Genomic DNA, 19,700 nt, shown 5'->3' with positions numbered 1-19,700 from the left:
GGGACTGGCCCCACATGGAACGATATGAAGTATTCGCCCTAGTGAGCATCCAAACGCAAGGGTAAGCGCATGGGAAAAGCTGCACATCAACTGCAAGGCTATGTCCTAACGGACACGCTGCATGAGACTGATAGAACAGTGGTCTATCGGGCGCTTCGCGATCGCGATACCCTGCCGGTGGTGGTGAAGCTTTTGAAGCCAGAATATCCATCCCTGCGGGAAATTTCTCGCTTTCGCTACGAATATGGCATCACCCAACAACTGTCCCTAGATGGGGTGGTGAAGTCCTATGATTTGCTGGAATGTGGCAATCGTTTGGCACTGGTGCTAGAAGATTTTGGCGGGCGATCGCTGCATCCGGTGGCCGCTGGCTGGCCGATTGCCTTGGATGATCTGCTGACGATGGCGATTCAGTTGGCAGATACCCTGGCCCAGCTTCATGCCCAAGGCATTATTCACAAAGACATCAAGCCGGCGAATATTATTCACAATGCCCAGACCCGGCAAACCAAGCTGACGGATTTCAGCATCGCCATGCGTCTCCTGCCCGACCTCGCTCCCACCGGGATTGTGGGTGGTCTAGAAGGCACCCTGGGCTACATGTCTCCGGAGCAAACCGGCCGCATGAATCGCACCCTGGATCATCGCACGGATTTCTATTCCTTCGGTGTGACGCTGTACGAATTATTGGTGGGGCATCTGCCGTTTACCGGGGATGACCCCATGGAGCTGGTGCATTGCCACATGGCTAAACTGCCCGTGGCTCCCCATGTCCGGCGTCCTGAGGTGCCCCAGGGGCTATCCCAGGTGGTGATGAAGCTGCTGGAAAAAGATGCCGAAGATCGCTACCAGAGCGCCTATGGGCTCAAGGCTGATCTAGAACGCTGCCAAGAGCAATGGCAAGGGCAGCAAGCGATCGCTCCTTTTCCCCTCGGTCAGGGAGATTACTGGGACTCCTTGCAGATTCCAGAAAAGCTCTACGGTCGGGAAGCCGATCTGGAAATCTTGCTGAAAGCCTTTCGGCGGGTTTGCCAAGGGCGGACAGAACTGGTGCTGGTGGGCGGCTATTCGGGCATTGGTAAGTCGGCGTTGGTGCGGGAAATTCATCGCCCGGTGGTGCATCAGCATAGCTATTTTACCAGCGGCAAGTTCGACCAATTTAAACGCGATACGCCCTATTCCGCCTTTGTGCAAGCCTTTCGAGAGTTGATGCGCCAGATCATGGCGGAAAGTACCAGTCGCCTGCAGGACTGGACGACGGCTTTGTGCCAGGCTTTGGGTAGCCAGGGTGATGTTCTTGCGGGTCTGCTGCCGGAACTGGAGGTTCTGCTGGGGCCACAACCCCCTGTGCCAGAGTTGCCGCCCTCGGAGGCCCAGAATCGTTTTAATCGAGTCTTGCAGTCGTTCATTCAGGTGTTTGCGACGGCTAAACATCCGCTGGTGATTTTTCTGGATGATCTTCAGTGGGCAGATTCCGCGTCCTTAACCCTGATTGATGCCTTGATGAGCAATGCTCACTACCGCCATTTGCTGTTGGTGGGAGCCTATCGCAACAATGAGGTGAGTGCGACCCATCCCCTGATGGAGATGGTGGAACAGGTGCGCCATCTAGATGCAACGGTGACCACCCTTGAGCTGGATAATTTGCTGCCCGACCAGGTGACCCAACTGGTCGCAGATACCCTACACTGCGATCGCACTTTGGTAGAACCTCTGAGTCATCTGCTGTTCGAGAAAACCCAGGGCAATCCCTTTTTCCTGAATCAACTGCTCAAGTCGCTCTACCACGATCATCTGCTGACCTTCGATCGCTCAACCAAGGTCTGGCAGTGGGATCTGTCTCAGATTCAAGCCCTAGACATCACTGAAAATGTGGTGGAGTTTATGGTGGCGGCGATTCAGCGGCTGCCGGTGCCGGTGCAAACCACCCTCCAGCTTGCGGCCTGTGTGGGCAATCGCTTTGATCTGAAAACGCTGGTGCGGGTTCACGACCAGCGGCCAGCGGTAGTCTCTGAACAGGTGTGGGCGGCGGTGCAGGCTGGGCTATTGGTGCCGATGACCCACCAGTCCTATCCCGGTATGCATGGGGATCATGATCATGTGCCGGTGGATGAGGCGATCGCCTATCGCTTCCTTCATGATCGGGTGCAGCAGGCGGCCTATGCGCTGATTCCCGATGACCAAAAGATTAAGACTCACCTGAAGGTGGGACGGCTGTTGCTCAAACATACGCCGGCAGATCAGTTAGACGATGTCTTATTCGATGCGGTAAATGCGCTAAACCTAGGGCGATCGCTGATCACCGATGCCGATGAACGACAGCAGTTGATTGACCTCAACCGCCAGGCTGGGAAGAAGGCTAAGGCTTCGGCGGCCTATCAATCGGCGCTGCACCATTTTGAGATTGCCCTCGATCTGCTGCCGGATCAACCCTGGCATCATGCCTATGATCTCACCCTAGCCCTACATCTAGAAGCGGCGGAGGCTGCCTATTTGACGACCGACTATGGGCGATCGCAGCTCCTGGTATCCGAGATTGAGCAATGGGCCCAGCCGGGGTTGGATCAGGTGAAGGCCTATGAGCTAAAAATTCAGTTTCACATGGCCCAGTCGCAGTTGCAGGGTGCGATCGCCGCCGGTATGGCCGCCCTAGAGATGCTCTATGGGGAACTGCCCATGGGCAGCATGGAAGACTGTGAAGCGCTGGCTAAATCTTTGGTGCTCCCTGACCTCGATCAGTTGGAGTCTATTCCCATTCTGACGGATCCGAAGCATCAGGCGGCCCTGGAAATTATGCGGATTGTCTCCTCTCCAGCCTATCAAACCGATCCGCCCACCTTTCATCGGTTGATCTTGGCCCAGGTGCAGCTTTGCCTAGAGCATGGCCACTGTGCCCAAGCCTCCTTTGCCTATGCCGCCTATGGTTGGTTGATGTGTAGCCTGATGCAAATGCCGGAAGTGGGCTACCAATCAGGACAAATTGCCCTACATCTACTAGAACGTTTTGATGCAGAGCCGTTTCGCTGCAGCACCTATCAGATTTTTGAAACCTTCATCCGCCATTGGAAAGAACCCCTGCGGGCCACCCTCAGCCCCCTGCTGCACACCATCCGTGTGGGACAAGATACGGGAGACATCAGCTATACCAGCTATGCGGTAATGAACTACTGCACGCACCTATTTTTGGTGGGTGAACCGCTCGATCGGGTGGCCAAGGCTCAGCAGCGACATATCGATCTCTTGGCGTCGATGAAGCAAGAGCTGCAACTGCACTATACCCAGATTGTTTACCAACTGACGCTGAATCTCCAAACGCCTAGCCCAGATCCCACGGTGCTATCAGGCGACTGTGTTGATGAAGAGCACCTGATTCCTCGCCTAGAAGCAACCCACTACCACCAAGCGTTATTTCTGATTTATACCGTTAAGCTGATCTTAGCCTGCATTTTTGGGGACTATCGGGGTGCGGTGGCGGCGGCTAATCAGGCAGAACCTTATTTCAATAGCGGTGTGGGACTGGCGCTGTCTGGTGCCTATCGTTTCTACCAAGTGCTGGCTTTCTTAGGACGCAGTCAGCAAACCCATGAGGCGATTCCCCAGACCCTGTTTCAGCAGGCCTTGGCCCAGCAGCCCACCATCCAGCATTGGGCAGAAGCCGTACCCGCTAATTACCAACATCGGGCGGAGTTGATTACGGCGGAATTAGCGCAGCTTCAGGGGGATGTGCTAACGGCGATGGATGGGTATGACCGCGCGATTGAAACAGCCATTCACCATGGTTATCTGCATGAAGCAGCGATCGCCTGTGAGCGGGCAGCCATGTTTTATTTATCTATTGGCAAAAACCGAATTGGTCAAGCTTATCTAACCGATGCCTACTATAGCTATGTGCGCTGGGGAGCGATCGCCAAGGTTCGCCACATGGAACAGCAGTACGCCCAAATCCTGAACCCTGTGCTGCTGCGTAACGAAGAAGATCGGTCGAGTACCCTTTCCACCACCACCTCCACCACGGCGTCCACCCATCGCCACACCCATCTGCTGGATATGGCGACGGTGATCAAGGCATCCCAGGCGATTTCTCGGGAAATTGTGTTGGATCATCTGCTGGATACCTTTTTGCAAATCACCATCGAAAATGCTGGAGCCCAGCGGGGTGTATTCCTCATGCGCCAGAATCAGGAGTGGATGATTCAGGCTGATCGTACGGTCGATCAGCCAGCAACAGAAACCCGCGATCGCCTTCCCCAGCCGATGAGTCAGCGATCGCTGCCGGCGTCGATTATTAACTACGTGGCCAATACCCACGAAAGCCTGATTTTGGATGATGCCGGTGATGTATCTACCTTTTTCGCCGATCAGTATTTAGTTACAGATAAACCTCGATCAATTCTTTGTTTCCCGATTGTTAAGCAAGAGCAGTTGGTGAGCGTTCTGTATTTAGAACATAAACTAACGGCGGGTGCCTTTACCCGCGATCGCACCGAACTGCTAGATGTGTTGATGGCCCAGTTGGCGATCTCGATTGAAAATGCTCAGCTCTACGCCAATCTCCAGGCCCATTCTCGCCAGCTTGAAAATAATTCCCTAGAACTTAAAATAAAAAACGAAGCCCTGCGCGAATCAGAACAGCGGGAGCGGGAGCGAGCCAAGCAGCTTAGCCGTTCCCTAGAACGTCTGAAGCAAACCCAGTCGCAACTGATTCAAACCGAGAAAATCTCCAGTTTGGGGCAACTGGTGGCGGGAGTGGCCCATGAGGTAAATAATCCCGTTGGCTTCATTGGCGGCAACCTCACCTATGCTGAGGAATATACCCAGGACTTGATGGGACTGCTAGCGCTCTACCAGCAGCATTTGCCCCATCCGCCAGCGGCCATTGTGGAACGCATGGATGATGTCGATCTCGACTACCTGCTCGAAGATTTGCCCAAGCTGCTGTCGTCGATGAAAGTGGGCATTCAGCGCATTCGCGATATTATGTCGTCCTTGCGCACCTTCTCGCGCATGGATACCACCGAGAAGCAGCCGGCTAATGTTCATGATGGCATCGACAGCACGCTGTTGATTTTGCAGCATCGCCTCAAGGCTAAGGCTTCCCGTCCTGCCATCGAGGTCTTTAAACACTACGGAGATCTGCCAGAGGTCAACTGTTTTGCGGGGCAGCTCAACCAGGTATTTATGAACCTACTGGCCAATGCCATTGACGCCTTTGAAGACCACAACCGCGATCGCTCCTATGGCGAGATTGAAGCAAATCCCAATCGCATTACCATTCAAACAGACGTGATTGCCTCCCAAGCTGTGATTCGTCTGACGGATAATGGGCCGGGGATTGATGCCAGTCTGCAAACGCGGCTGTTTGAACCCTTCTTTACCACCAAAGAGGTTGGACGCGGTACTGGGCTTGGGCTGTCCATTAGTCGGCAAATTGTCGAAGAGCAGCATGGCGGCCAGATCACCCTCACCTCCATACCCGGACGAGGTACCACCTTTGTGATTCAGATTCCCCTATGATGCAACCTTCTTCCTCAAATCCTGTAGATCTCCAGCCTGGAGACCTCTGGGGGCGGGTGCGATCGCAAACCCAGCACGCTCTCACCTGCGGCGCACTGCAGTCGATTCCTACCTCCTACGAATGGGTAGAGTCGGGCGGGGTGCGGTTTTTGGTGCGGGTGGTGACCAATCTGATTCGCAAAGAGGCGGATTTGCGCCAGCAGTTGGCTAAACCCGGAAAGCCGGTGAATCCCTTCCTGCCCTACGATGACAACCTTTGCGTCGGGGCATTGTCTGAGCAGCATGTCTGTTTGCTCAACAAGTTCAACGTGGTGGATCACCATCTGCTGATCATTACTCGCCACTTTGAAGCCCAGGATACCTGGCTGACCGTCGCCGATTTCGCCGCTCTCTGGCGCTGTTTGGCGGAAATAGATGGACTGGGATTCTACAATGCGGGGGAGCCGGCGGGCGCAAGCCAACCCCACAAGCACTTGCAACTAATTCCTCTACCGATGGCCGAGGAGATCGAGTCTTCTCCGATCGCGCCGGTGGTGCAGCGGGCGTTGGCGGCCAGTGCCGATCCGTTGGTGACGGCGGATTTGCCCTTTGCCCATGGCATTGCCCGTTTGGACGGGATTGATGTCAGCGATCGCCACGGCGGCTCCTACCTCAGCGATCGCTACCTGGCCTTGGCTCAAGCCTTGGGACTGCTGGATCCATCTATGCCTATGCCGCCCCAGTCTCCGCCCTATAACCTGATCGTGACGCGTCAGTGGATGCTGATGGTGCCGCGATCGCAGTCGAGCTACCAAGGTGTGCCGGTGAATTCCCTCGGATTTACGGGAGCGCTCCTGGCCCGCGACCATGACCAGCTCCAGCGGGTGAAGGAGCTGGATCCCATGACCATTTTGCAGCAGGTGGGGCAGCCTGTGGGATGATGGGCGATCGCTGGTGTTGACTTAAGTTCATACACAATGGTGACCGCTCAGATGAACCAGTTTTCCAAGAAAATAGTATTGTATTGAAACAATCTTTTTCAGTGGGTGCTGGGCTGATGCAAGATTTTCAGGATATCTTTATTTCCTATGGTCGAAGAGACAGTCTGGAGTTTGCGTCTCGCCTCAATCGCCAGTTGATCGATCGCGGGTTTACCGTCTGGTTTGACTACGACGATATTCCCCTGGGGGTTGATTACCAGAAACAAATTGATGATGGCATTGAGCGGGCGGATAATGTTCTGTTCATTATTTCACCCCATTCTATTAACTCACCCTACTGTGGGCTAGAACTAGAGCTTGCGCTGAAGCGCCACAAGCGCATCATTCCACTGCTCCATGTGGAACGAATTAGCTATGAAACTTGGAAAGAGCGCAATCCAGGCGGCACTGAACAGGAATGGGACGAGTATCAAGCCAAGGGATTGCACGATCATTTTCAGAATATGCATCCTATCTTGCGCAAAATCAACTGGATTTATGCGCGGGAGGGACAAGATAATTTTGAAGCGGCTCTAGCCGGGTTATTGGACATTTGCGATCGCCACAAAGACTACGTCCATCAACACACGCTCTTGTTGGACAAAGCATTGGAGTGGGAACGACATCAGAAGCGATCGCCCTATCTCCTAATTGGTGAAGAACGGCTGCAAGCCGAAGACTGGCTGAACGTCCGCTTCAAGGATTCACAACCGCCCTGTCTGCCGACTCCTCTCCACTGCGAGTTCATTACTGAAAGTCGCAAAAATGCTGAGAACTTGATGACGGATGTGTTTTTTGCCTATGCCGATGAAGACCGAGGAGCGGCAGGGCAAATTCGCAATAGCCTATGGCGGGAAGGCTTTACCGTCTGGATGAATACGACGGATATTCAAGCCGGACGTGAGTTTCAACAGGTGATCGATAGCGGTATTGAAGAAGCGGATAATGTGGTGTATTTGCTGTCGCTTGACTCGGTGCGATCGCCCTATTGCCAGCATGAGTTGGACTACGCCCTATCCCTCAACAAGCGAATTATTCCGCTGTTGGCGGAGGCTGTACCGTTGGAACAGATCCCTCTAACATTGCGAAATCTGCACTATATTGACCTGACGGACAATGTGAAAGACAGCGACTATGAACAAGACGAAAGCCAGTTGTTACAGGTCTTACGACAGGATGCTGCGTATCACGAAACCCATAAGGTATTGGTGACCAAAGCCCTTAAGTGGAAACGCCAAAACCACAACCCAGCGCTATTGCTACGAGGGTACAATCTGCACGAGGCAGAAGCCTGGTACAAGTTAGCGAGACAACACGTTACGCATCCATCAATTTCTATCCAGGAGACATTTATTGAAGAAAGCCGACGCCAGCCGCCAGGGCTTTCGCTAGATGTCTTTATCTCCTATTCCCGTGCTGATTCTGGCTTTGCCCGCAAGCTGAACAATGCGCTACAACTACAGGGCAAACGGACTTGGTTTGATCAGGAGAGCATTGCCGTAGGAACGGCTGACTTTCAGCAAGAAATTTACCAAGGCATTGAAAGTGCTGATATTTTCTTATTCATTTTGTCGCCGCGATCGGTCAAATCGCCCTACTGCGCTGATGAAGTTGAATATGCAGCTAAGTTAAACAAACGCTTTGTCACGGTGTTGCATCAATCGATTGACTCGTCCACCCTGCATCCGGAATTGGCCAAGGTGCAATGGCTAGATTTCCATCAACGAGGCGGTGACTTTTCCGCTCACTTGACTGAGTTGTTGCGCATTCTGGATACGGATACTGAGCATCTTCGTGCCCATACCCGGCTATTGTTGCGGGCGATCGAATGGGATGAAAAGGGGCGCAAGGAAAGTCTGTTGCTGCGGGACGACGAGTTGACCAATGCGGAACAATGGCTGAGCCAATGCGATGGTAAGAATCCTCAACCCACGGAGTTACAGCAGGCTTACGTTGTCAATAGTCGTTCGGTGGAGGATGCAAATCATCAAGCGGCGCAGATTCTGAAGAAGGCGGCGGAAAAGGGAAAGCGGCTTGTTGCTTTGGGGGCGATCGCTGGAAGTGTTGGGTTCCTTTTCGCTATCGGATCGGTCTGGAATGCTCAGCAGCGCATCAATGCCATTACCATCGAATCCACGCTGGAGAATGCCCGCGAACAGCTTGCTAATGCTCCGTTTGCCGCACTCTTAGAAACTCTGAAAGCAGGTCAGTTACTCACACAATCCGATAGCCATCACCGAAATGAGGTCGTTGAGATTTTACAGGAATCGATTTCAACGGTGCGAGAAAGGAACAGTCTAGAAGGACATCAATCCTCAGTTTATGATATTGCTTTCAGCCCCGATGGACAAATCTTGGCGTCCGTCGGAAATACTGATGCAACCATCCGGCTCTGGAATGCGGAAACGGGTGAACTACTCTACTTGCTGGACGGGCACGAAGATTGGGTAAGTAACATCAGCTTTAGCCCCGATGGTCAAACCCTGGCTTCTGCTAGTGCAGACAATACGATTATTGTGTGGGATGTGGAAACGGGTGAACCCTTGCAAACGCTGAGAGGACATCAAGAAGGTGTGAGAGGTATTAACTTTAGTCCCGATGGCACCATCCTGGCATCTGGAAGTCAGGACAACACCATTAAACTCTGGGATGTGGCAACGGGAGATGTCTTGCAAACGCTGGAAGGGCACCAAGATGGGATTTGGCGTGTCTCCTTCAGTCCCGATGGTCAAACCCTAGTTTCTGCTAGCCAGAATTATGACAGCCAACTCAGCACCATCAAACTCTGGACGGTAGAAACGGGAGAAGAACAACATACCCTGGTCGGACATCAGGATTTTGTTTCGTGGTTGAGTTTCAGTCCCGATGGGAACCTCCTGGCCTCTGCCAGTGCGGATCAAACCACCATTCTTTGGGATGTGGCAACGGGTCAAGCTCTGCGGACACTGCAAGGGCATGATGACGAGGTGTTCATCATTGAGTTTAGTCCCGATGGCACGACACTTGCATCGGGCGGTCGGGATAAAACGATTCGTTTGTGGGATGTGGCAACAGGTGAGGAGCAACGGACACTCACTGGGCATCAAGGTGAGGTGTGGGATCTGCGCTTCAGCCCCGATGGCGCAACCCTGGCATCGGCTAGTGCTGACAGTACGATCAAACTCTGGGATATGGAAACAGGCGAGGAGGTATCTACTCTGAGAGGTCATCAAGGTGATGTGTGGGTGATTCCCTTTAGCCCAGATGGTAGCAAGATTGCATCAGGTGGCTTTGATACAACCATCAAACTCTGGGATATTGCCCCCAGACCAGAACTACGTCCATTGCAAGGGCACAAGGATGTGGTTTTTAGTGTGACCTATAGCCCCGATGGACAAACTCTGGCATCCGGTAGTTTTGACAACACCATTAAGATTTGGGATGTGGCAACCCGCCGCGAATTACAAACCCTCACTGGACACAACGATGTTGTTTTAGGTGTGAGCTTTAGCCCAGATGGGCAAACCCTGGCATCGGGTAGTGTGGACGACACCATTAAGATTTGGAACCTAGAATCTGGCGAGGTCTTACAAACGCTTACGGGACACGACGATGATGTTATCAGCGTGAACTTCAGCCCCGATGGTCAAACTCTAGTATCCGGTAGTTCAGACAATACCATCAAACTCTGGAACATCGAAACGGGTGAGGTCTTACAAACGCTTACCGGACACGATGAATCGGTGTTTAGTGTTAGCTTCAGCACCGATGGGCAAACGTTGGCATCGGGCAGTAGTGATCGAACCATTAAGCTCTGGGATGTGAAAACCGGTGAGCTATTGCAAACCCTGAGTGGACATCAATCTCGGGTTTCAACTACCCGTTTTAGCCCAGATGGACAGACCTTAGCCTCAAGCAGTGCTGACCAAATGGTTAAGCTCTGGGGTGTGGAAACGGGTGAACTGTTGCAAACCCTACAGGGGCATCAAGGGGGTGTTATCAGCGTGAGCTTCAGCCCCGATGGCAAGACTCTAGCTTCAAGTGGTGATGATCGAACCATTAAGCTCTGGGATGTGGACACGGGCGAGCTGTTGCAAACCTTAGAGGGGCATCAAAGTTCTGTTCTTAGCGTGAGCTTTAGTCCGGACGGCACGACGATCGCCTCTGGTAGTTGGGACAACACCATCCGATTCTGGGTATGGGATTTCGATCGCCTGATGACGATGGGCTGCGATTGGATACAGCCGTATTTGGTCACCCGTCCTGAACAGCAATACCTCTGTGAGGGCTATCTGCCACCACAGTAAAAGAGGTGTGGTAAGCATCTTGCTGGAACGGCTCGATGCTTATCGCAGGCGATCGCGTTCTGCTCTATTCAACCGCGATCGCCTTACCGGATAGGCACCGCCAAAGACGTGAGGTGATGCCGCCACAGATGATCCAGTTGATGAGCGGGAATGGTGAGATACAGCATATCGCCAGCGCTCATGGCCGTCTTCAACAGTTCCCAGCCATGAACCGTGCGCTGATGGGTTTCTAGGTAAAGCGGCACAAAGTCAGCCGTCATGGCTGCATCCTGCACAGACTTGCCGCAAAAGGGATGGTGGCTGGTGATGATGGTGGCGATCGCTACCCAGAGAGTATTAGCAGTCATGCCGTTACCCAGAATACGTCCCCCGAGAGCAGCGGCGGCAAAGGAGGGCGCGGATAGCTCCGCTGGACTGAGGACGGCCTCGAAGTCAAACACCTGCTGGGCCAGGGGCGCAAACTGTGGATCTTGGTTGCGCACGATCACGGGAAGCTTGGGAGCCACACCCTTAGCGGTTAGGGCAATTTCTAGGTTGGCGACATCATCACTGGTGACGGCGAGGAGAGCAGCGGCACCTTGAATATTGGCAGCGGCTAAAATCACCGGCAGGCTAGCATCACCGAGAATGGTAGGAACTTTCAGCGATCGCGAGGCGCTGAGGAAACGGTTGTTGGCATCCCGTTCAATCACCACCACATCGCAACCATTGGCCCGCAGTTGGTTCACCGTTTGCACCCCCACACCGCCCAAGCCACAGACGATGTAGTGATTGCGTTGGGGAATACGGATATGGCTCCACAGTTGCTGAAAGCGGCTGCCCAACACAAAGTCATTCAGCAGGGCATAGCAAACGCCAATCACCCCAGCTCCGGCCAGCATCATGATCACGGTAAATACCTTGATGCCCACCCCAGAATCTTCGACAACGCCTTCATTCCCCCCAGCTCCCGTGATCATGCCCACGGAAAAGTAAAGCGCGTCTACCAGGGAGACAGATTGATTAACAGATGTGTAGGTGATGGTGGCGGCAAAAATGGTCAGCAGCAACAGCAGCAGTACGGCTAAGGTGGAGTTCAAGTGGCGCTGGAATTGGCGGACGCTGGCGACAAATTCAGAGAAGTGTTGGGAGAGCGATCGCTTGGCCGTGCGCTGACTGGGCTGGGTGGCAAAAATCAGGCGATCGCCCACCTGGAGGGGATGGCCTTGCAGCACACCGGAAACCAAATCGAGCTGGCTGTCGGCAGGGATGTAGTAGATCAACATACGATGGCGATCGTCCCACAGCCAGCTTAGGGGGCGACCCAGCCAGGGATGGTCAGCGTCGATATATTCTTCATGGATCGGCCAGGTTTTTTGGAAGAGTTGTAGTTGTCCGATGGTGCGGTTGCCCAAAGCAGCAAAGGCAAATACTGGCGCTGATAGCGCGGCAACGCTCATGGTGGTGTGATCGGGCAGGGTGCGATCGAGGCGATCGCCCAAGCTGGTGTTGAACAAACGGTTGATAATGCGAATCTGGGGATTGAGCACCCGCGCTTGGGTGAGGATGGCCAAGTTGAGGGCGTCGTCATTGGCTGCTAGGACGAGGGTATGGGCATCTCGGACACCGGCGGCGATCAGGGTGGCGGCGGCCCGCAGGTTGCCCACGATGATATCGGATTGGAGGCCGGTCAGGTCTGGAAGGTCTGGGGGGCGATCGCCGGCATGGTCGGGGGGATGGTAGGCGGCGAAGGATGGATCAATGGGAGTATCGGTGACCCCCACTACAGCCGTGCCCTGCTGTTTGAGCAAACAAAAAACTTGGTAGCCCGTCCGTCCTAAGCCGCAAATAATGATCTGAGGTTTCATATTGCTTAGCCCATGTAGGGCCAGGTGCTCAGGATAGACATCTATTGTCTAAGTGGGGTGAGAACTGTGGCTGTAGCTGAAAACACGAAGTTACAAAACTTTGATGTTGGTGATTCCCATCCGGATGCTGGGCAGCATAGAAGAAACATGACACTAGCAACCCTCCCTATTTGCCCTATGCGTCGTCCCCTTTCCAAAAGCAACATCCGCCCCAAAATTAGCACCATGCCCCGCCCGCGCTCTGAGTCGGCGGCCTTTCTGGATATCTATAAGCTGACGGTTGAAAAGAAGCGTTTAGAGCATGAATTGATTGCTCTGGATCAGCGACGGCAGCAAATTTGTCAGCGGCTAGCGGTGCTGAACGATCAGGTAAATGGTTTAGAAAACACGGTGGATCAACTGCGGCAGGAGGATGGTTCGCCTGTGCAAGCTGCGCCACCCGCTACATACCATCGTTCTGAAAGCAATTCAACCTTTGATACGATCTTGCTGGATTATTGATAGTAGGTAGGCTCAACCCTCGTCTCATGGTGCCGGGGTTCGACGTCGCTTAACCCTCGTCCCATGTGCTGGGTTTCGGCTTCGCTATCGTAGCCAGCAATGCCCCAATTTGTATCTTGGCGATCGCTCCTACTCGTTCTCGTTGTGCGACAGTAGAGCAATGTTCCGTCACGTTGAGTCATTCCGATGCATCAGGTTTTAGTGATTGTCCATCAAGACACCTCAAACCCCGGCCGCATTGGCCAAGTTCTCCGACACCAGGGCAAACATCTGGATGTGCGCTGTCCGGCTATCGGTGAGGCGCTACCCCAGACCCTTGATGCCTACGATGGGGTGGTGGTGTTTGGTGGGCCGATGAGTGCCAATGACGACCAGACGCTTCCCTTCATTCGCGATGAGCTGGACTGGATTGAAACCGTTGCGTTAACGAGCGATCGCCCCTATCTGGGCATCTGTTTAGGCGCGCAGTTACTGGCGCGGGTGCTGGGCGCGCGGGTGGCTCCCCATCCCCAGGATGTGCGAGAAATTGGTTATTTCCCGATTACGATTACGCCCGATGGGCAAGACGATTTTGGGCGATCGGCGCTCCATGTTTTTCAATGGCATGGGGAAGGGTTTGAGATTCCCGCCAACAGCGTACGTCTAGCCAGCGGCGGCACGTTTCCCAACCAAGCGTTCCGCCATGGCGATCGCGCCTATGGGCTACAGTTCCACCCTGAAATTACCCGCGAGATGATTGATCTGTGGACGACTAAAGCCGCCGATCAATTGCATCTGCCCGGTGCCCAGCCGCGTCATCTGCAATTCCAGTACCACGACTGCCACAGTGGAGCGATCGCCCTGTGGTTAGAGGAATTTTTGGATAACTGGCTGGATGCCGATGCCTGTTCTGCTGCTGCCTAGAATTCAAGATTCTCCGGTGGTGATGAGCGCAATCCCCTCACGATGAACGACGAGGTTGACGATCAGCCGTCGAACTCACGGTTTAAAGGCGTTACAGATCTAGCCGTAGCCATGCTCAGCCAGGAATGCAGCGGTAATCGGACTGTCTTGGGTCATGGTCGTCATGGCATCCAAGGATTGCAGGGCTGCCGAGGAGCCATGGGGGGCAAGGCGGAGAAACTTTTCTACATACTTACCTAAAACATCGCCTTCCAGGTTGACGCGATCGCCCGGTTGCAGAGCGTGAAGATTGGTATGGGCATAGGTAAGGGGAATCACGGCCACCCAAAAGGTCGTGCCTTGGGCATCGCAGTCTGCCACTGTCAAACTCACGCCATTGATGGCAATACTACCCTTGGGCACAATGTAGCGCGAGACCCGAGGATCCTCGACCCGGAAGACCATTTCCCAAGAGTCGTGGGTTTGGGCAACTGAGTCTAGATAGCCGATGCCGTCAATATGCCCGGTGACGAAATGCCCGCCCAGCTTACTGCCCACCCGCAGAGATGGTTCGAGGTTCACCCGTGCTGTGCCCTGAATGCCTCGAAGGCTGGTGCGCTCTAGGGTCTCGGGAGAGGCATCGGCAAAGAAGCCCGTTGCCCAATGGTGGGTCACCGTGAGGCAAATGCCATCCACCGCCACGCTATCACCGAGGGACAAATCGGCAAATACCCAATCGGGCGTGGTGTCATCCCAGGTAATCTGTAGGCGATCGCCCTCCACGGGGGTGAGGCTGCCCAAGGTTTGCACTAATCCAGTAAACATGGCAATGATCGGTTCTGCTAGGGGCTGCGCGGACAAGATGGGTTTTGAAGCAGATTCTTGAACCCAATTAGACAGTTCCAATTAGATCATTAAATTAGATATTAAAAAAGGCGAGTCACAAAGAACTCACCCTTTTTAATCTACGGTCTGATAAGTTGATAACGGGCCAGGAGGGATTCGAACCCCCGACACCGTGGTCCGTAGCCACGTGCTCTAGTCCACTGAGCTACAGGCCCTCGCTCAGAAACTAATACTATCACAGGTTCTTAAAAGATGTCATCTAATTTTTCAAATTTCTTAGATGGTTCAGCGGCCAAGGTTGCAGCGACGTCCCTCACTCATCTAGATGCCCAGGGGCAGGCGCAGATGGTGGATGTGTCTGATAAGTCAGTGACCCTCCGACGGGCGATCGCCACGGGACGGGTGCGCATGACGGCGGCGACTCTGGAGACGATTCAGGCGGGCAATGCTCCTAAGGGTGATGTGTTAGGTACGGCGCGGCTGGCGGGCATCATGGCGGCGAAGCAAACAGCGATGCTGATTCCCCTGTGCCATCCCCTGCCCCTGCAAAAGGTGGAGGTGACCCTAGAGCCGGATCCAGATCTGCCGGGGGTGGTGATTCGGGCGGAGGTGAAAACCAAGGCAGAGACGGGGGTGGAGATGGAAGCCCTGACGGCGGTTTCCGTGGCGGCGCTCACCCTCTATGACATGGCGAAGGCGTTGGAAAAATCCATGGTGATTGAGGATATTCATCTGGTTAGCAAGACCGGCGGCAAATCGGGGGACTACAGTGCTGGCTAGAATTGCAGGGGTGTGCCACTCTGGGTGAAGTTAACCGCGTCAATGTCCCAATCGGGATGTTGGGTGAGGGTGCGCTGGAGGCTGCCGAAGAGTGCTGTTTGCTCGCAGAGGGAGAGGGCCTCCAGGGAGCGGCGAGACTGACTCGACAACCGGATATCGAGGGTGAGGGTGCGATCCTGTCGGTGGAATCGATAGCCGAGCAGGCTGATGTCATCTGGAATCTGGGTTGCTAACAGATGATCTACGGTTGCAGTCAGGGCTGTGTTGTTGGGAACAGGGAGGGGCTGGGGCGCAAAGTCGAGACATTGGTCATCCAGGAGATATAGGGTGATGATAATGGTCTCAACCGTAGGCTCAACGGTGGTCTCAAGGCCTGGTGAAGATGGAGATCTGGTCGGGCTGAGGTCGTCAGATGGGAGCTGATCGGCAGTAGGTTCTGGAGAGCGATCGCCCTCCATGGCTGCGCAGCTACTGAGGAGTCCTACTAGCCCTAGCGTCAAGATCCAGATCGCTCCCCGATTAATTGAATGCATGGTTGTATGCCCCATCTGTCAACTCCCCGCAGATCCTGGCCACTCCTGCTCCTAGGCTAACAGGGGTGATGATCCAGGGACGAACCCCGACACCTAGAGTTGCGAGCAGACCTCCGAAGACCGCTTCAGGATAACGCGACAAACGCTACAGTAGATCTGCGATAGAGCCGCGATGTTTATAGGCTGACCATGAGTAGTGCTTCCGAACATGACTATGTAGACCCCAAGTCTGGCGCAACACCGGAGGGGGGCGATGCCCAGAATCCCACACCACCAAGCGGACGTCCAGCGCAGGGTGACGACGATCGCAACTGGGCTGACCCAACGACTCGGGATAGCGATCTAGGAGATACCTCGCTCCAGGCAGCGATCGCTGTGGATCTAAAACCGCCGCACATGAACACCACCGTTCCGCCCCTCAGCCTTGTGGAAACGGCCTTTTTGTCTAGCGCGGCCGGATTAATTTGGCTGGTGAGCTACTACCTCAGCCTCAGCCCCTGGATGCGCATCTTTTTTCCCACCCCCATCGCCTTGGTCTATCTGCGCTGGGGCGGGCGGGCGGCTTGGATGGCGGCGCTGGTGACCAGCTTGCTGCTGTCGGTGCTCATGGGCCCCTACCTCAGCTTGCTGTTCTTCATTCCCTACGGTCTTTTGGGCGTTCAGTTAGGGGCCTTGTGGAAACGCGGCGCGCCTTGGAGCGTGTCTATTGGTCTGGGTACCCTGATTTCAACCCTCAGCTTCTTCTTCCGCATCTGGCTGCTGTCGATTTTCCTTGGTGAAGATATTTGGCTGTACCTCACCAATCGCATTGCTGATTTTGTGGATTGGCTGACCGCCATCCTTGTCAGTTGGGGCATTCTGGGCATTGGTGCCTATGGTCGCCCTGACCTCACCTTGGTGCAGCTTCTCACCTTGGGCGCAGTGATTTTAAGCGATTTGGTCTATCTCTTTACGGTGCACCTGGGAGCTTGGGTGTTGCTCAGCCGTCTTGGTAATCCCATTCCCGATCCGCCGGAGTGGGTGCAGATCTTGCTAGAGGAGGAAAGCTAGGCGTGGGGGCAGCGATGGTGCGCAGCCACAGCCAGCTTGAGATCAGTGAACCATGGCTGCAGCAGACCCAGGGGCAAGGGTGGCAGTTTGTCTGTCTATTGGGCTTTACGGAAACCGCCCTGCTGCCCGGCATCTCAGCGGCGGGCGCAACCCCTGAGGATCGCCAGTTTACCGCGATCGCTGACGCCGAATTTCTATACCACGGCCCCCAACCGCAACCGCGCTATCCCTTACCACCGCTGCAGGCTGGTGCATCGCCGGTTTTGATCGCTCGGGCTGTGATGGCTGCTCAAGCCATGCCGTTAACGCTCTTCAATACGGGCCTGCACCAGCCTCCCCCAGCTCCCTATGTTGACCTAGGGGGAACCCCAGCCGCCTGCGTCAGTCAGGGACAGGCTCTTGACCTGGCAACGGTGCAGCATCTGTTTCACCAAGGATTAGCCTGGGGCGATCGCTTGGCCGTGACCCATGCCGATCGCGCCATCCTCCTCAGTGAATGCGTGGTGGGCGGTACGACGACGGCCCTCGCGGTGTTGCTGGGGCTAGGCTGGCCGGTGACCGGGATGGTCAACAGCAGCCATCCCACCTGCAATCATGGGCAAAAACAAGCGATCGCCCGCCAAGGACTGGATCGCTGGCGGGCGAGAATGGGCTGGAGCGAGCTACCGGCTCAGGGACAGATCGATCCGCTACAAGTGGTGGCTGCTGTGGGAGATCCGATGCAGATTGCTGCTGCTGGTATGGCGATCGCTGCTAGCCGTCGTCAACGGGTTTTACTGGCGGGCGGCACCCAAATGCTGGCTGTCTATGCCCTGGCCCAAGCGATCGCTCAGTACCATGCCGTAGACTGGCAGCGCCATCGCATCATGGTGGGTACGACCCGCTGGGTGGTGGATGATCCCACCGGCAATACCCTTGGCTTGGCCAACCTGCTGCAAGCTCCCCTGATCTCGACGAACCTCAGTTTCGCCACCTCTCGCTATGCGCAACTGCGGGCCTACGAACAGGGCTATGTCAAAGAAGGGGTAGGAGCGGGGGGGAGTGCGATCGCTGCCTATCTCAATCAAGGCTGGCAGCAGTCTCAGCTATTAGCCGCCATTGAGCAACTGGCTGCCCAGTTAGACCATTCGTCCACTCCTCAGGTTTCGAACTAGCTAGATTAGGGGCAGCTCATTCGACCTGTGGATCAGACGACTCAGCAGAGAATCTCAGATGGCGTCGGTTGCCCATCTGGCTCATCTGCTTAATAGTGGACACGCTTGGATAGCAACTGCTCTTCTAGGGCAGCGATGCGGTTATAGGCAGCGGTCAACTGGGCCGTTAGCCGCTGAATTTGTACATCCGGAGAGAGCGATCGCTCCCCGGTGTAGCGATCGGAGTTGGAATAGCCTTCATCAATCAACACATCTTTATAGTCGAAGTCTGGATCGAGCCCAGCCACGCTACGGTGCGAATGATACCCAGGACTATCATTGAGGCTGACCTGACTTGTACCAGAGTTCGAGATGTCTAACTTGGATAGGATTTCTGAGGTCTTGCTATCCAGTCGCTCAACGATCTGATGTAGTGCGTCAACCTGTATATGTAAGGTATCGACTTGCTGGTGGAGTGGATCCATGTGACGCCATTGTGGGTGTATTCGTTCATCCCATCATAGGAACGGATAGGTCAAATCAGGGGTTATTCCTGAATCATTTAACCTTTGGATCCGAGCTATGTTGAGAGTCCCAGAAGAGCGATCGCACCTAGCCCCTGAATGTATTGAATCAAGGGCATTGAACCAAGAGTTTGCATGGATTTAGACTGTAACAAAATCTATATCTCTACCCCACAAAGATCGACGAAGATCAGCCTAGGATTTATGGATGAAGAATCTGTTTAGATCATGCGTAAACCTAGCTTAAGCGTAGCTTTCTAAGCAGGTTTACTGAATGTTGAGATGGGTGTGATCCATCAGATTCTGAACGAGATGAACGTGGTTCCGATCCAGGAAGAATCCTACCGAAATGACGCATGATTCACGGATGAATCTATTAAGGGCTGTGCCTTGTAATGGCGTTTAAATTGGATCAGTACGGGGCGTTATCCCGGCAACCTCGGAAGGTCAGAGGACGGGTTTGCGTCTCAGTCTAAAATCTGAAGGGAGCGACTTAACTATGTATAAGTACTTATAAGGCGGACTCAATTTAATGAAGCTAAGGTGTCGGGTTTCGGCTGCGCTCAACCCTCTTCTCGTCATGAAGCTGAGGTGTTGGGTTTCGGCTGCGCTCAACCCTCTACTCATCAGGATTGGAGCCTTGAGCGGCGTCGAAAGGCTTGCCAATAGCTACGTTTTCCCACGTCATGATGCATGGCTTCCGCAGTTTCCCCAATCCTGTCATGCAGGCAGCAGTGGATCAACAAGGCAAAAAAAACTAGGGCGGCAAAACTAGCTGGAGAAAGAGGAGACAATTGGCTAGGCTAGGCACAGAGGCGAGAACAGGGTGAGGCAATCAAGATGGT

Annotated in this window: 13 protein-coding genes and 1 tRNA gene; 8 read left to right on the top strand and 6 right to left on the bottom strand. The window is 54.2% G+C overall.

Annotated features, from left to right (window positions below; all coding sequences use genetic code 11):
* Nucleotides 1–69 precede the first annotated feature (69 nt).
* The 3 genes from JUJ53_RS08895 (at nt 70) to JUJ53_RS08885 (ending at nt 10,759) form a co-directional block, all read left to right on the top strand.
* Nucleotides 70–5,514: an ATP-binding sensor histidine kinase gene (locus JUJ53_RS08895; protein WP_204151649.1), complete on the top strand. Its 5,445-nt coding sequence runs from the start codon at nt 70–72 to the stop codon at nt 5,512–5,514.
* Complete coding sequence (locus JUJ53_RS08890) at nt 5,511–6,434, top strand: phosphorylase (protein ID WP_239124909.1); 924 nt, start codon at nt 5,511–5,513, stop codon at nt 6,432–6,434. Before JUJ53_RS08895 ends, JUJ53_RS08890 begins: the two co-directional genes overlap by 4 nt.
* A 116-nt stretch (nt 6,435–6,550) precedes the next feature.
* On the top strand, nt 6,551–10,759 hold the full coding sequence (locus JUJ53_RS08885) for a TIR domain-containing protein (RefSeq protein ID WP_204151648.1): 4,209 nt from the start codon (nt 6,551–6,553) through the stop codon (nt 10,757–10,759).
* An 83-nt stretch (nt 10,760–10,842) separates the two neighbouring features.
* Here JUJ53_RS08885 and JUJ53_RS08880 read toward each other — a convergent pair whose 3' ends face one another.
* Nucleotides 10,843–12,606 carry an NAD-binding protein gene (locus tag JUJ53_RS08880; protein WP_204151647.1) on the bottom strand — a complete coding sequence of 588 codons (1,764 nt, stop codon included), beginning with the start codon at nt 12,604–12,606 and terminating at the stop codon, nt 10,843–10,845.
* A 177-nt stretch (nt 12,607–12,783) separates the two neighbouring features.
* Here JUJ53_RS08880 and JUJ53_RS08875 point away from each other — a divergent pair, with 177 nt between their 5' ends.
* Nucleotides 12,784–13,107, top strand: coding sequence for a hypothetical protein (locus JUJ53_RS08875; protein ID WP_204151646.1), 324 nt, complete (start codon nt 12,784–12,786; stop codon nt 13,105–13,107).
* Here the strand turns inward: JUJ53_RS08875 and JUJ53_RS08870 are convergent.
* Nucleotides 13,101–13,289, bottom strand: coding sequence for a hypothetical protein (locus JUJ53_RS08870; protein ID WP_204151645.1), 189 nt, complete (start codon nt 13,287–13,289; stop codon nt 13,101–13,103). The two genes, JUJ53_RS08875 and JUJ53_RS08870, sit on opposite strands and share 7 nt — an antisense overlap.
* A 4-nt stretch (nt 13,290–13,293) precedes the next feature.
* On the opposite strand from JUJ53_RS08870, the gene JUJ53_RS08865 reads away from it, so the two are divergent.
* Complete coding sequence (locus JUJ53_RS08865) at nt 13,294–14,010, top strand: glutamine amidotransferase (RefSeq protein WP_204151644.1); 717 nt, start codon at nt 13,294–13,296, stop codon at nt 14,008–14,010.
* Nucleotides 14,011–14,109: 99 nt separating this feature from the next.
* Here JUJ53_RS08865 and ribE read toward each other — a convergent pair whose 3' ends face one another.
* Entirely contained in the window at nt 14,110–14,814 is a 705-nt protein-coding gene (gene ribE / locus JUJ53_RS08860; RefSeq protein WP_204151643.1) for a riboflavin synthase, read from the bottom strand.
* Between the two features lie 162 nt (nt 14,815–14,976).
* Nucleotides 14,977–15,050, bottom strand: a tRNA-Arg gene (locus JUJ53_RS08855).
* Between the two features lie 37 nt (nt 15,051–15,087).
* Between JUJ53_RS08855 and moaC the strand changes: the two genes are divergently transcribed.
* On the top strand, nt 15,088–15,615 hold the full coding sequence (gene moaC, locus JUJ53_RS08850) for a cyclic pyranopterin monophosphate synthase MoaC (RefSeq protein WP_204151642.1): 528 nt from the start codon (nt 15,088–15,090) through the stop codon (nt 15,613–15,615).
* Here moaC and JUJ53_RS08845 read toward each other — a convergent pair.
* A complete protein-coding gene (locus JUJ53_RS08845) occupies nt 15,612–16,148 on the bottom strand; it encodes a GerMN domain-containing protein (RefSeq protein WP_204151641.1) in 537 nt (178 codons plus the stop codon). The genes moaC and JUJ53_RS08845 overlap by 4 nt on opposite strands.
* Before the next feature lie 189 nt (nt 16,149–16,337).
* Here JUJ53_RS08845 and JUJ53_RS08840 point away from each other — a divergent pair, with 189 nt between their 5' ends.
* Together JUJ53_RS08840 and cobT are read left to right on the top strand one after the other, a co-directional pair.
* Nucleotides 16,338–17,198 carry a DUF2232 domain-containing protein gene (locus JUJ53_RS08840; protein ID WP_239124908.1) on the top strand — a complete coding sequence of 287 codons (861 nt, stop codon included), beginning with the start codon at nt 16,338–16,340 and terminating at the stop codon, nt 17,196–17,198.
* Between the two features lie 14 nt (nt 17,199–17,212).
* Complete coding sequence (gene cobT / locus JUJ53_RS08835) at nt 17,213–18,352, top strand: nicotinate mononucleotide-dependent phosphoribosyltransferase CobT (RefSeq protein WP_204151659.1); 1,140 nt, start codon at nt 17,213–17,215, stop codon at nt 18,350–18,352.
* A gap of 89 nt (nt 18,353–18,441) precedes the next feature.
* Here cobT and JUJ53_RS08830 read toward each other — a convergent pair whose 3' ends face one another.
* Nucleotides 18,442–18,816: a hypothetical protein gene (locus JUJ53_RS08830; RefSeq protein WP_204151640.1), complete on the bottom strand. Its 375-nt coding sequence runs from the start codon at nt 18,814–18,816 to the stop codon at nt 18,442–18,444.
* Between the last annotated feature and the right edge of the window lie 884 nt (nt 18,817–19,700).

This window comes from Leptolyngbya sp. CCY15150 (assembly GCF_016888135.1).
Classification (GTDB): Bacteria; Cyanobacteriota; Cyanobacteriia; order RECH01; family RECH01; genus RECH01.
The sequence above is the reverse complement of the archived record's forward strand: the minus strand, read 5'-3'. Positions and strand labels throughout refer to the sequence as shown.